The organism is Streptomyces sp. NPDC054841, from assembly GCF_053611045.1.
Genome location: NZ_JBSGZO010000247.1, coordinates 1 through 12679, shown reverse-complemented (window position 1 = coordinate 12679; position 12679 = coordinate 1). Strand labels below are relative to the sequence as shown.

General features: G+C 71.1%; 10 protein-coding genes and 1 pseudogene. 5 read left to right on the top strand and 6 right to left on the bottom strand.

The features are described from left to right. Positions 1–60: 60 nt before the first annotated feature. The 5 genes and pseudogenes from ACWGI8_RS27505 to ACWGI8_RS27485 all read right to left on the bottom strand — a co-directional run. Positions 61–648: pseudogene (locus ACWGI8_RS27505) on the bottom strand (ABC transporter substrate-binding protein); the annotation flags it as partial. Between the two features lie 15 nt (positions 649–663). Continuing rightward, entirely contained in the window at positions 664–891 is a 228-nt protein-coding gene (locus ACWGI8_RS27500) for a 4Fe-4S dicluster domain-containing protein (RefSeq protein WP_384238753.1), read from the bottom strand. 32 nt (positions 892–923) lie between these two features. After that, positions 924–1703 (bottom strand): GntR family transcriptional regulator, encoded by a 780-nt coding sequence (locus ACWGI8_RS27495; protein WP_453664869.1) that lies wholly within the window; start codon positions 1701–1703, stop codon positions 924–926. Positions 1704–2100: 397 nt separating this feature from the next. Continuing rightward, a complete protein-coding gene (fahA, locus tag ACWGI8_RS27490) occupies positions 2101–3330 on the bottom strand; it encodes a fumarylacetoacetase (protein WP_453664867.1) in 1230 nt (409 codons plus the stop codon). A gap of 499 nt (positions 3331–3829) precedes the next feature. Then, positions 3830–5902: a CocE/NonD family hydrolase gene (locus ACWGI8_RS27485; RefSeq protein WP_453664865.1), complete on the bottom strand. Its 2073-nt coding sequence runs from the start codon at positions 5900–5902 to the stop codon at positions 3830–3832. A gap of 235 nt (positions 5903–6137) precedes the next feature. Here ACWGI8_RS27485 and ACWGI8_RS27480 point away from each other — a divergent pair, with 235 nt between their 5' ends. The 4 genes from ACWGI8_RS27480 to ACWGI8_RS27465 all read left to right on the top strand — a co-directional run bounded on the left by ACWGI8_RS27480 (position 6138) and on the right by ACWGI8_RS27465 (position 10567). Further along, positions 6138–7148, top strand: coding sequence for a polyprenyl synthetase family protein (locus ACWGI8_RS27480; RefSeq protein WP_453664864.1), 1011 nt, complete (start codon positions 6138–6140; stop codon positions 7146–7148). Positions 7149–7376: 228 nt separating this feature from the next. Next, entirely contained in the window at positions 7377–8630 is a 1254-nt protein-coding gene (locus tag ACWGI8_RS27475) for a LolA family protein (protein ID WP_453664862.1), read from the top strand. Between the two features lie 76 nt (positions 8631–8706). After that, positions 8707–9648, top strand: coding sequence for an ATP-binding cassette domain-containing protein (locus ACWGI8_RS27470; RefSeq protein WP_453664860.1), 942 nt, complete (start codon positions 8707–8709; stop codon positions 9646–9648). Further along, positions 9635–10567, top strand: coding sequence for an ABC transporter permease (locus ACWGI8_RS27465; protein ID WP_453664859.1), 933 nt, complete (start codon positions 9635–9637; stop codon positions 10565–10567). Before ACWGI8_RS27470 ends, ACWGI8_RS27465 begins: the two co-directional genes overlap by 14 nt. A 94-nt stretch (positions 10568–10661) precedes the next feature. Here ACWGI8_RS27465 and ACWGI8_RS27460 read toward each other — a convergent pair whose 3' ends face one another. Beyond that, on the bottom strand, positions 10662–11993 hold the full coding sequence (locus tag ACWGI8_RS27460) for a M28 family metallopeptidase (protein WP_453664857.1): 1332 nt from the start codon (positions 11991–11993) through the stop codon (positions 10662–10664). 250 nt (positions 11994–12243) lie between these two features. On the opposite strand from ACWGI8_RS27460, the gene ACWGI8_RS27455 reads away from it, so the two are divergent. Beyond that, positions 12244–12477, top strand: coding sequence for a hypothetical protein (locus ACWGI8_RS27455; protein WP_453664856.1), 234 nt, complete (start codon positions 12244–12246; stop codon positions 12475–12477). Positions 12478–12679: the final 202 nt, after the last annotated feature.

Sequence of the window (12679 nt, the reverse complement as noted above, 5' to 3'; positions counted from 1 at the left end):
GCCGTGTTTGGCGCGGTGGCGGGGCTTGGCTCCTCAGTGCGTTTGGGGGTGGGGGGGGCGGGCGGAGCGCGCGGCGGCCCCGACCGCCGGCTGCTGGTTGAGCTTGCGGACGTCGTCGATGCCGGCGCGCTCCAGGGCGCGGACGAGGGTGCCGTCGGCGGCCGAACCGACGCTCGTGGAGACCTTCTTGCCGGCCAGGTCCTTGAGCGAGGCCAGGGGTGAACCTGGCGCGGTGACCACGGTGTTGAGGCCGCCGCGCAGGTTGTAGCCGGTGACCGAGACGAGCTTCGTCGGGCGGTTCAGCTGTTTGCCGCGGGCGGCGTTGATGAGCAGGGGGAAGTCGCCCATCGAGCCGATGTCGATCTTTCCGGCGGTCATCTGCGCGGTGATCGGCGCGCCCGTGGCGTAGTCCTGCCAGACGACGCGGTAGGTCTTGCTGTCGCGTTCGCCCTGGGCGCGGAGTTCGCGTTCGAAGTAGCCGAGGGAGCGCAGGAGCGTGCCGGCGGTGACGGTGTTGATGGTCTTGGACTGGTAGCCGACGGTGACGGTGACCGTCGATCCGTCGCCGGCCTCCGCGGCGCTGCCGCAGCCGGTGAGCGGGAGCAGTGCGGCGGCGGCCGTGAGCGCGGCAAGTGCCTTGCGGAGCATGGGAGTTCGTACCTCTCAGCGGAGCAGATAGGGCATGTTGACCGTGACGGCTCCGGTGGGACAGCGGGCCGCGCACGGGCCGCAGTACCAGCACTCGTCGACATGCATGTACGCCTTGCCGCTGTCCGGGTTGATGGCGAGCGAGTCCAGCGGGCACATCTCCACGCACAGCGTGCAGCCGTCGATGCACTTCGACTCGTCGATGGTCACGGGCACGTCGGCCCGCTGGGGCGCCAGGGGCATGGCTGTCTCCAGTGAGGTGGTGCGGAAGGGGGTCAGCGCGTGCGGTGCAGCAGACCGTTCATCGTGATGCGGTCACCGCGGAAGCGGATGAACTCCAGGTCGACGGGGCGGCCGTCGGCGAGGTGGGTGAGCCGTTCCAGCATCAGGACGGCGGCGCCGCGCGGTGCCCGGAGGACGGCTGCGGAGTGGGCGTCGGCGTTCACGGCTTCGAGGGTGATCTCCGCGGTGCCGAGCGGCTGTCCGGTCAGGGCTTCGAGGAGCCGGAAGACGTCGGTGCTCTCCAGGTCGCAGCCGATGAGCTCGGTCCCGATGTCCATGGGGATGTAGGTGAGGTCGAGGGAGAGCGGCAGGCCGCCGAGGAGGCGCAGCCGTTCGATGTAGAGCACGTCGCTGTGCTCGGGTACGCGGAGCCGGGCGGCCACCGGCGCGGGGGCCGGGACCGGGCCGACCGTACGGACCTCGTTGGTGACCGCGCCGTGCTCGTGCAGGGTCTCGGCGAGGCCCTGCAGCCGGTTGAGGCCGTGCCGGTACTTGCGGCAGACGACGACCGTGCCGAGGCCCGGCACCCGGTCCACGAGCTGCTCGCCGCGGAGCAGGTCGAGGGCCTGGCGAACCGTGTTGCGGCTGGCGCCGTAGGCACGGCCGATACTGCCCTCGTGGGGCAGCACGCCGTCCGGGAAGCCTCCCGCGATGATCTGGTGGCGCAGCAGATCGGCGAGCTGCCGAGCCTGGTCGGCACGCAGCCGACGACGCCGGGCGGCGACGGCGGTCGCTCCCTGTCCGGCGTGGTCTCGGATGCGTTCGGCGGGCATGCGTCGGACCATACCGACGCACGCCCGCCGATGGTGTTGCGGCAGTGTTGCGCCACTACCCGGGACTCGGGGAACGGCTCTGACCTGCGCTTACGGATCCGGCTGGGGGAAGATCTGCCACCCGGGCAGGCTCTTGGGCCCGTTCCGGAGGACAGAACCCGGCCGGCCGGAGAACAGGGTCTGGCCGCGGCTAGGTCGTGTCTTCAAAGTCCCGTCTGCCCGGCGGCGTCTGGCACGCACTCCCCCGTAGCCCTTCGGGCACGGGAGGTGCCCCCACGCTGCGTTGTCGTCAGTCGCCGATGCTCCGCATGGACTCCTTCCTCCGCCTTGCGATCGCACGCACCAGACGCCGCCAGGCCCGCCCTTGGGGCGGACGACGCTACTTTGAAGACACTCCCTAGTCCGCGGCGGGCACGACCCGGCCCGTCACCTCGCCGAGGCCGACCTTGACACCGTCCGGGCCGGGGGCCCACGCGGTCATCGTGACCTCGTCGCCGTCCTCCAGGAAGGTCCGCTTCCCGTACGGCAGCTCCAGCGGGTCGCGCCCGTTCCAGGTGAGTTCGAGGAGGGAACCGCGCTGGTGGACATCGGGGCCGCTGACCGTGCCGGAGCCGAAGAGGTCTCCGGTACGGAGCGAGGCGCCGTTGACCGTCATATGGGTGAGCTGCTGGGCGGCCGTCCAGTACATGGTGGCGAACGGCGGCTCGGCGACGATCTGTCCGTTGATCGCGACGGAGATACGGAGGTCGAGACCGCCGGGCTCCTCCTCGCCGGAGTCGTCGAGGTAGGGGAGCAGGTCGAAGTCCCGGGCGGGCGGGGCGACGCGGGCGGCGTCGAGGGCCTCGAGCGGGGTGACCCAGGCGGAGACGGACGTGGCGAACGACTTGCCGAGGAACGGGCCGAGCGGGACGTACTCCCAGGCCTGGATGTCACGCGCGGACCAGTCGTTGAGGAGCTGCAGCCCGAAGACATGGTCGCGGAAGGCGGTCAGCGGCACGGGCTGTCCGAGCCTGGAGGGGGTGCCGACGACGAAGCCGACCTCCGCCTCGATGTCGAGCTTGACGGACGGGCCGAAGACGGGGGCCGGATCGGCAGGGGTCTTGCGCTGGCCGGAGGGCCGGACGACGTCCGTCCCGGATACGACGACCGTGCCGGAGCGGCCGTGGTAACCGATCGGCAGATGCTTCCAGTTGGGGGTGAGGGCGTCCCCGTCCGGGCGGAAGATGTGGCCGACGTTGGTGGCGTGGTGCTCGCTGGCGTAGAAGTCGACGTAGTCGGCGACCTCGTACGGCAGATGCAGGGTGACCGAGCCGAGCGGGTGCAGCAGCGGCTCGATGTCCTGGCGGTGGGCGGGCACGGTCACCCACGCGGTGAGCGCGCGGCGCACGTCCCGCCAGGCCGTGCGGCCCGCCGCGAGGAGCGGGCCCAGGCTCGGCTGGGCGAGCAGCGCGGCGTACGGCGAGCCGAGCGTGTGGGCCGCGGCTCCGGCGTCGAGTACGTGGTCACCGATCCGGACGCCGAGCCGCCGCCGGCCGGGCTCGTCCGCGGTGGTGAACACGCCGTACGGAAGATTGTGCGGGCCGAAGGGATCGCCCTCGGCCAGATCGAGCGGGCTCTGCTCGGGCATCGGTGCTTGCCTCGCTTTCCACGTGTGTGGGGGACACGTTACGTGGGGGTGGGGTGCCGACGGCAGTGCCGCCTGCCCGGTCGGGGGTTCTGCCTCCGAACCTCCGCTCCTCACACGCCCCCTGTGCCCTGCGGGCGTGGGCGACCCCTCAGCGGGGGCTGGATTTCGGGGCTGCCCCGCCCCGGAATCCAGCCCGTCCGGCGATTGAGGACACGGCCGAAGGCCGTACCGGGGTCCGGGGGCTTGCCCCGGGACCGGGAAGGGGCGGGAAGGGGCGGAAAGAGGGAAAGCCCGCCGCAGGCGATACCTGGTGCTGTGGCTGGAAAGGTTTGCCGGGAAGCTCGCGGCGTCCGGTGCGGTACATCGCAAGGCGGAGTATCGCCCTCGTACTGGACGTACTTGGGTGATGCGACAACGCAGCGTGGGGGTACCTCCCAGCGGTAGCTGGGGGAGTGCCGTGCAGGGCGTCGCGAGCCGGTGAGCCTTTCCGGTCACGGCACTAGCCCGCCACCCTCGGGATCCGTTTCTCCCAGGTGTGGTGGAAGACCACCTCGCTCCCGTGCCGGCACACCACCTCGTCGGAGGTGAGGAAATGGGCCGCGTCACACGTGATTTCGGAGCGGGTCTCGATCCGTACGTCCCACGCCGGTTCAGGGCGGTGGAGGCGGATCTTCCAGTCCGAACGGGTGCGTGCGGACAACGGGTCCCGTTCCTCGATCGTGTACGTGTCCAGGGCCTCCTCGGTGTATTCGAGACCGTCGGGGTGGACGCGGGTGCCGCCGTGGCCGGGGTCGGCCTCCAGGCGCCATTCGCCCTTGGCGACGTCGCGGACGATCAGCCGCCCGGGGCGGGGCGGGTCGAGGGTCACGGGGGTGACGACGCCGAGCGGCCCGGAGTGTTCCGGGGCCTCGAAGGCGATCGCGTCGGAGGTGGGGGCGCGGACGGGGAGTCCGAGGGAGGAGCCCGCCGGGTCGAGGGTGAAGCCCGCGGACCCGGCCCGGGGCCAGATCCAGGGCCAGTACGCGGAGGACACGGCGAGCCGGATGCGGTGGCCGGGCGGAAAGGCGTGGCCGATGCCGTTCAGCTCGAAGGTGACGTCCTCCGTGGCGCCCGGCGGCCAGGCGTCGGCGCGGTCGCGGCCGTGGCGGGCGGAGAGGTTGAGGACGCCACGGGTGACGAGGGTCGAGCTGCCGTCCGGGGCCACGTCGCAGAGGCGGGCGACGGCCTGGCCGAAGGGGACGTCCATGCGCAGCCGCAGCGTCACCCGGGGCCGTCCCAGGATTTCCGTCCGCTCGTCGACCGCGAATTCGAAGCTCGCCGACTTGGCGTCCTCGTCGCGCTGGTCGGGCGGCAGGTCGGCGTCGTTGCCGCAGGGGACGAAGCGCCCGGCGTCGAGTCCCGTGTGCTGGGGGGAGTCGACGATCACCGGCGGACCCCGGAAGGCGTACTCCACCGGGGTGATGTGTGCGGACGGCCACGCGTCGTCGGCGACCCAGCGGCCGGGCAGTTCGTCGTACGTCGTCGCGGGCGGATGGGACTCGCTGATCCAGGCGCGGAGCAGCGGCTCGGCCATGACGCCGGTGCCGCCCGCGCCGGTGCCGCCCGCGCCGGTGCCGCTCGCGCCGGTGCCGCTCGCGCCGGTGCCGCCCCCGGCATGGGCGCTGTCGGGACCGGCCTTCAGCCAGTGGTCCCACCAGCGCAGTGTCTCCTGGAGGAAGCCGATCGCCGGGCCCGGCGGCAGCCCCTGGTCCGGGTACTGGTGCCCCCAGGGCCCGATCAGCCCCCGTACCCGCGACGGGTCGAGGTTCTCGACGAGCCGCAGGACCGTGTCCCGGTACGGGTCGTGCCAGCCGCCCACCGCGAGCACCGCGGCCCGGATCGCGCCGTAGTCCTCGCAGACGCTGCCGTGCCTCCAGTGGTCGTCGCGGGTCTGGTGGTCCAGCCAGGTGTGGACGAAGGGCTGCACGGCTTCCAGCCGGTTCACCCACATCTCGCGCCAGCCTTCGCCCGCGAACAGCGGATCGGGCGGCCGGACGGTGAAGGCGAGCAGGGCCGCGGCCCAGGCCTGCATGTCCATGGCGACCACCGAGCCGCCCAGGTAGTGCACGTCGTCGTCGTAGCGGTCGTCGGTCGAGCAGACCGTGACGACGGCCTTCAGGGGCTCGGGAGCGAGCGCCGCGATCTGCAGGGCGTTGATCCCGCCCCAGGAGACCCCGAACATGCCGACGCGCCCGTTGCACCACGGCTGCTCGGCGAGCCATTCGACGACGGCGGCCCCGTCGGCCAGCTCGGTGGCGGAGTACTCGTCGCCGGGCAGGCCCTCGCTGTTGCCGTGGCCGCGCACATCGACCCGTACGGAGGCGTAGCCGTGGCCCGCGTACCAGGGATGGCGTTGCCAGTCCCAGGGCGCGGTCCAGTCGGTCAGCCGGTACGGGAGGTATTCGAGGAGGGCCGGTACGGGCTCGTCCGTGACCGGCCGCCAGACGCGTGCGTAGAGCCTCGTCGAGTCGGCCATGGGGATGCGGATGTCCTCGTGGCGGGTCTCGTAGGGATACTCGGTGCGGATCTTCATGGCGCGGACCTCGGTGGACGGTCGTCTCGGCCCGGGGCTGCTCGCCGTTCGCTTCGAGTTCGGTCGCAGTTCCGGATAAAAGTCGTACTACCGGTCGTATGAGCTGATCAAGAACATACCGGGGGTGGCGGGAAGGCGCCCATGGTGATCGAAAGGCGACCGGATACGCTGACTTGAGTGATGGCAGCGACACATCGACAATCCGTGTGATCGTCAGCAGACAGGAGTACCTCTCGTGACCGTCGTGGGGCCGTTCGGGCTGAGCGTGCGGGACCAGGCTCTTGAGGCCGATGTCCAGACCGGATTGGCGGCTGTCGAGGCGGGGCTGCTCGATGCCACCAAGAGTGAGGTGCCCTTCATCACGGAGGCCGCGCAGCATCTCGTACGTGCAGGGGGCAAGCGTTTCCGGCCGCTGCTGGCGATGCTCGCGGCACAGTTCGGTGACCCGTACGCGCCGGGTGTCGTGCCCTCGGCCGTCGTCGTCGAGCTGACGCATCTGGCGACGCTGTACCACGACGACGTGATGGACGAGGCCGACGTGCGCCGCGGGGTGGCCAGCGCCAATGCCCGCTGGGGCAACTCGGTGGCCGTCCTGACCGGCGACTTCCTCTTCGCCCGGGCCTCGCACATCCTGGCCGACCTGGGCCCCGAGGCCGTACGCATCCAGGCCGAGGCCTTCGAGCGGCTGGTCACCGGCCAGATCCTGGAGACCGCCGGCCCGCGCGACGGCCGCGACCCCGTCGAGCACTACCTCGATGTCATCGCGGGCAAGACCGGCTCGCTGATCGCCGTCTCCGGGCGCTTCGGCGCCATGATGTCGGGCGCCGACGAGGGCATCACCGACATCCTCACCCAGTACGGGGAGCGGCTCGGCGTCGCCTTCCAGCTCGCCGACGACGTCCTCGACATCGCCTCCGACTCGCGCGAGTCCGGCAAGACCCCGGGCACCGATCTGCGCGAGGGCATCCCCACCCTGCCGGTGCTCCGGCTGAGGGAGCAGGCCGCCGCGCACGGCCGGCCGGAGGACCTGGAGCTGGTCGAGCTGCTCGCCGGCGATCTGACGGACGACGCCCGGCACGCGGAGGCGCTGGCCAGGCTGCGGGTCCACCCTGCCCTGGAGCAGGCGAGGCGGGACACCGTGCGGTACGCGGAGGAGGCGCGGGCCATGCTGGCGCCGCTGCCCGAGTGCTTCGCGAAGGCCGCGCTGGTGGAGCTCTGCGACGCGGTGGTGCACCGCGCCGGCTGAGCCGTGACGCGGCGCCCCCTACTGGTCGGGTGAGGCGAACGGGCCCTCGGGTCATACCGGAGCAGTACGCGGAGTTGATCCCGAGGGCTGACGCTTCTACCCGCCCGATTTGGTCAGATGGAGACAACCACTCCTCACCAACTTGACCAATACGGGTGAGAATGGCGGCGCGGGGTGGACTCGTGCACTGGACGGACGACGCCGCCGATCACGGAGGTAGGGCACACCATGGCACCGAACGACAACGCACGGACCACCGAAGAGGCCGGGGACCTCACCGTCGGCCGCCGCAAGGCGGCGCGGTACATCGTCCCGGTCGCGGTGGCGGGAGTTGCCGCGGCGACCATCGGGCTCGTCCCGGCGCTCGCCGCCGTCGGCGACCCCGATCTGCCGAAGATCACGGCACAGGAACTCATCGAGAAGATCGCCAAGTCGGATGTGCAGCAGCTGTCCGGCACCGTGAAGATCAGCACCGACCTGGGCATTCCTTCGCTGGGCGGGCTCGCGGGCGACATGGCGAGCAGCTTCGCGCCGGAGGGTGAGAAGGGCGGCGAGGCCGGCTCGTCCGCGTCGCCCGACGCCAAGCTGATGGAGCTGGTGTCCGGCACGCACACGCTGCGGGTCGCGACCGACGGCCCGGACAAGCAGAAGCTGTCGATCCTCGACGACGCTGCGGAGTACAGCCTCATCCACAACGGGGCCGATGTCTGGGCGTACGACAGCAAGTCCAACGAGGTCTTCCACGGCAAGGAGGACGGCAAGGGCGCGGACAAGGCCGACGGCACGGAGCACGAGGCTCCGAGTGAGCTGCCCACCACGCCGAAGGACCTCGCCGACGAGGCGCTGAAGGCCGTGGACGACACGACCTCGGTGACCGTCGACGGCACGGCCCGGATCGCCGGCCGTGACGCGTACCAGCTGCTCATCAAGCCCAAGCAGAGCGGTTCGACCATCGGTTCGATCAGGATCGCGGTCGACGCCGAGAAGGGCGTGCCGCTGAAGTTCACGCTGCTGCCGAGCAGCGGCGGCAAGGCGGCGGTCGACGCGGGCTTCACCAAGGTCGACTTCTCCAAGCCCGCCGCGTCGACGTTCGACTTCAGCCCGCCGAAGGGCGCGAAGGTCACCGAGTCGGACGAACTGAACAGCCGGGAGAAGGAGGCCCCCAAGGCTCCGGAGGGCCTCGAGGGCCTGGAGGGCATGGAGGACTTCAAGGGGCTGAACGTCATCGGCGAGGGCTGGACCACGATCGCCGAGCTCACGGCCCCCGGCGGCGAGAGCATCACCGCCCCCAAGTCCGGCGATGTCCCGCCGGAGGCCGAGAAGTTCCTGGACGCCCTCGGCGACCAGGTCAAGGGCGACTTCGGCACCGGCACGGTCTTCAAGACCCGCCTGGTCAACGCCCTGATGACGGACAACGGCAAGGTCTACGTCGGCGCGGTCACCCAGGACGCGCTGATCAAGGCGGCGAACGAGGCGAAGTAGCCGGCCCCTTCCGGCCGAGGCCACGACGGAGATTCCGCCGTGGCCTCGGCGGACCGGTTCCACGATGAGGGAACGCATGACCGAAGCCGTTGTCATCGAGACGCGAGGGCTCACCAAGCGCTACCGGGGCGGGCATCTCGCCGTCGACCGGCTGGATCTCGCCGTGCCCGCCGGCAGCGTCTTCGGGTTCCTCGGGCCCAACGGCTCGGGCAAGACCACCACCATCCGGATGCTGATGGGGCTCATCGAGCCCACCTCCGGCACCGCCACCGTCCTCGGCGCCCCCATGCCCCGCGCCTCCCGCACGGTCCTGCCGAAGGTGGGCGCACTGATCGAAGGACCCGCGCTGTACGGGTACTTGAGCGGCCGGGACAACCTCGTACGGTTCGACTCGGCCGACCCGGCCGCCGACCCCCGTACCCGCCGGGCCCGGGTCGCCGCCGCGCTCGACCGGGTCGGGCTCGGCGCCGCAGCCTCGCGCAAGGCGAAGGCGTACTCGCTCGGCATGAAGCAGCGCCTCGGGCTGGCGGCCGCGCTGCTCCAGCCGCGCAGTCTGCTCGTGCTGGACGAGCCGACGAACGGCCTGGACCCGCAGGGCATGCGCGAGATCCGCGCGCTGATCAGGGAGCTCGCGGCGGACGGCACGACCGTCTTCCTCTCCTCCCACCTCCTCGACGAGGTCGAGCAGGTCTGCACACACGCCGCCGTCATGAACCGGGGCACCCTCATCGCCCAGGGCCGCGTCGCCGAACTCGCCGCGCAGACCCGGGGCCGCCTCTCCGTCACCACCCCCGACCCGGCCGACGCCGCCCGGGTACTGAAGGAGCTCGGGGTCACCGGTCTCACCGTCACCGAGGACCGGGTGACCGGGGATCCGCCGGCCGGAGCCGAGCCGGCGGACATCAACGCGGCCCTGGTGCGCGCGGACGTCCGGGTACGGGCCTTCGGCCAGGAACGGGCGTCCCTGGAGGACGCGTTCGTGGCCATGACGGGGGAGGGCTTCGATGTCGCGGGCTGAAACGGCGGCGCACGCCGGATCGGAGGGGACCTCGCAGGCAGGGCCGGAGAGGTCGTCGGGGGCCGGAACGCCAGCACCCCGCCTCCTCTGGTCCCTCGGGCTCTTCCGCTCCGAGCTGGTCACGACCTTCCGCCGCCGGCGCACCGTCGCGCTGCTCGGCGTCCTCGCCGCCGTGCCCGTACTCATCGGTGTCGCCATCAGGATCGAGACGAGCGACGGCGGCCCGGTGGGCGACGGCAGCGGTCAGGGCCCGGCGTTCTTCACCCAGATCACCAACAACGGCCTCTTCCTCGTCTTCGCCGCGCTCGCCGCGACCCTCCCCGTCTTCCTGCCCATGGCGGTCGGCGTGGTCGCGGGCGACGCGATCGCCGGCGAGGCGAACAGCGGAACCCTGCGTTATCTGCTCGTCGCCCCGGCCGGGCGGACCCGGCTGCTGTTCGCGAAGTACGCGGCCACGCTGGCCTTCTGCCTGGCCGCCACGCTCGCCGTGGCCGCCTCGGCCCTCGTCGTGGGGGCGTTGCTCTTCCCGGTCGGCGAGGTCACCACCATCTCCGGGACCCGGATCTCCTTCGCGGACGGCCTGCTCCGCGCGCTGCTGATCGCACTGCTCGTCGCCGCGTCCCTGACGGGACTCGCGGCGCTCGGACTGTTCGTCTCGACACTCACCGGCAGTGGAGTCGCGGCGATGGCGACGACCGTCGGGCTGGTGGTCACGGCGCAGATCCTGGACACGATCCCGCAGCTCGACGCGGTCCACCCCTATCTGTTCCCGCACTACTGGCTGTCCTTCGCGGACGTCCTGCGCGAACCGGTCCTCTGGGACGACGTACTGCGGAACCTGGGCCTGCAGGGTGTGTACGCGGCGGTGTTCGGCTCCGCGGCGTGGGCGCGGTTCACGGCGAAGGACATCACGGCCTGAGGTGCCTCCCGGGGTCCCCCCGTAAACGCAACTGCATGCGTATGCAGTGGTGCATACGCATGCAGTCTGTGGGGGGTGGGCCGGAGGGAGAGACTCAGAAAGTGAGCCTCCAGCTGTCGATGTAGCCGGTGTCCAGGGCCGCCACGTCCTGCACCCTGAGCTTCCAGGCGCCGTTGGCGACCTCACTCGACGCGTTCACGGTGTACGTCGCGATGACGTTGTCCGCCGAGTCGCTTCCGCTGGAGTTCTTCAGCCGGTAGGCCGTGCCGTCGGGCGCCAGCAGATCGACGACCAGGTCGCCGCGCCAGGTGTGCTTGATGTCGACGCTCGCCTTGAGAGTCGCGGGCGCGTTCCCCGTACGGCCGGTCACGGTGACCGACGATGTCACGGCGGCGCCGTTGTCCGGTATCGCGACATCGGCAGTGCTCTCGTAGACATCACCGGGCGGGACGGTCGTCCCGGCGGACAGCGTCCATATGGCGTGCGCGATGGCGTCGCTGTTCCGGTCGAGCGCGGTGTCGTCGATGTTCGACGTCGAATCGCAGGACGAGTGGTAGCAGCGGTCGAAGGCCTGCCCGGCCGTGCCGCCCCACTTCTGGGCCTGCGCACTCGACTTCGTACGGCTGGCGCCGGTGAACAGGCCGCCCACCGGTATCCCGACGTTCTTGAACGAGGCGTGGTCCGAGCGGCCGTCGCCCTCGGTCTCGATCTCCGTCGGCACACCGAGCCCGGCGAAGTGGTCCTTGAGGGTCTGCTCGATCGTCGGGTCGTCGTCGTAGACGAAGTAGCCCGGGTTCGGCGACCCGATCATGTCGAAGTTGAGATAGCCGGAGATCTTCGAACGGTCCGCGGACGGAAGGTTGTTGACGTAGTACTTCGACCCGACGAGGCCCAGCTCCTCCGCGCCCCACCAGGCGAAACGGAGATGCTTCGCCGGCTGCAGCTGGGCGCGGGAGACGGCGAGGGCGGTCTCCAGGACGCCCGCGGAACCCGAGCCGTTGTCGTTGATGCCCGGTCCGGAACTGACCGAGTCGAGATGGGCGCCGGCCATCAGCACCTGGTTCGCGTCACCGCCCGGCCAGTCGGCTGTCAGGTTGTAGCCGGTGGCGCCGGAGGAGGTGAACTGCTGCAGGGTGGTGGTGAATCCGGCCGCGTCGAGCTTGGCCTTCACATAGTCGATCGAGGCCTTGTAGCCGGTCCGGCCGTGTGCGCGGTTGCCGCCGTTGGCGGTCGCGATCGACTGGAGCTGGGAGAGGTGGCCCTTGACGTTCGCCAGTGGGATGTCGGGCGCGGCGAGCGCCGCCGGGGAAGGGGCGGCGCTCGGTGCGGCGTTCGCTGCCGTGGCGGCCGGTACGGCTGCGGTGAGCAGCCCGGCGAGGGCGAGTGCCGCCGCTGCGGCAGTGCGTCTGTGCGCGGAGTGGGTCATGTGGGGGCTCCGGATTCCGTACGGGGACAGGACGGAACGTGCGAGACCCCCTGGGACGACGGAATCCCAGGAGGCTGGAGCTGTGCGGGTGCGGCGTGTGTGCTGAATGTTCAGCGAGATGTTGACTGACCGTCAAGGGCGGAAACCGGTCAGTCGGGTTCGATAGCCGGACATCGCGGAACGGTCAACGCCGCACGGCGTTTTGAGCACGCGTCGTCTCCTCGTGCCCGGGCGCGGGCACGCTGACTCCATGCTGGCGTGCGGGTGTATGGACCTCGGCCGGATCGCGTGGGCACTGGCCGAGCGGGGCGTGGTCGTGATCCTGCTCGTCGTGGCCGGAACGGTCTTGGTGATGGGCCTGGCCGCGGGCGCGCTGGTGCTCGTCCTGCGCGCGGTCCGCCGCCGGCGGGGCGACGCCGAGCCGGCCGGGGAGCCGGCGGCCCTGGCGGACTTCCACTGGGAGGAGGAGCGGGACGAGCGGTAGCCCGTCCCGCCAGGGCCCGTCCGGCGGATCCTGCCGGGCTCGCGGTCTCACGCGACTCGCTGATCCGGCCTGATCCACCGGACAAGCCCTACTAGTGTCCTGAGTCAGGAGTTCTGTTCAGATGTGTAGGCTTGGTCTATGGCGCGGACGGGGCGGCCGAAGGCCGAGTTGACGTTGTCGGATGAGGAGCGGGCCGCACTGG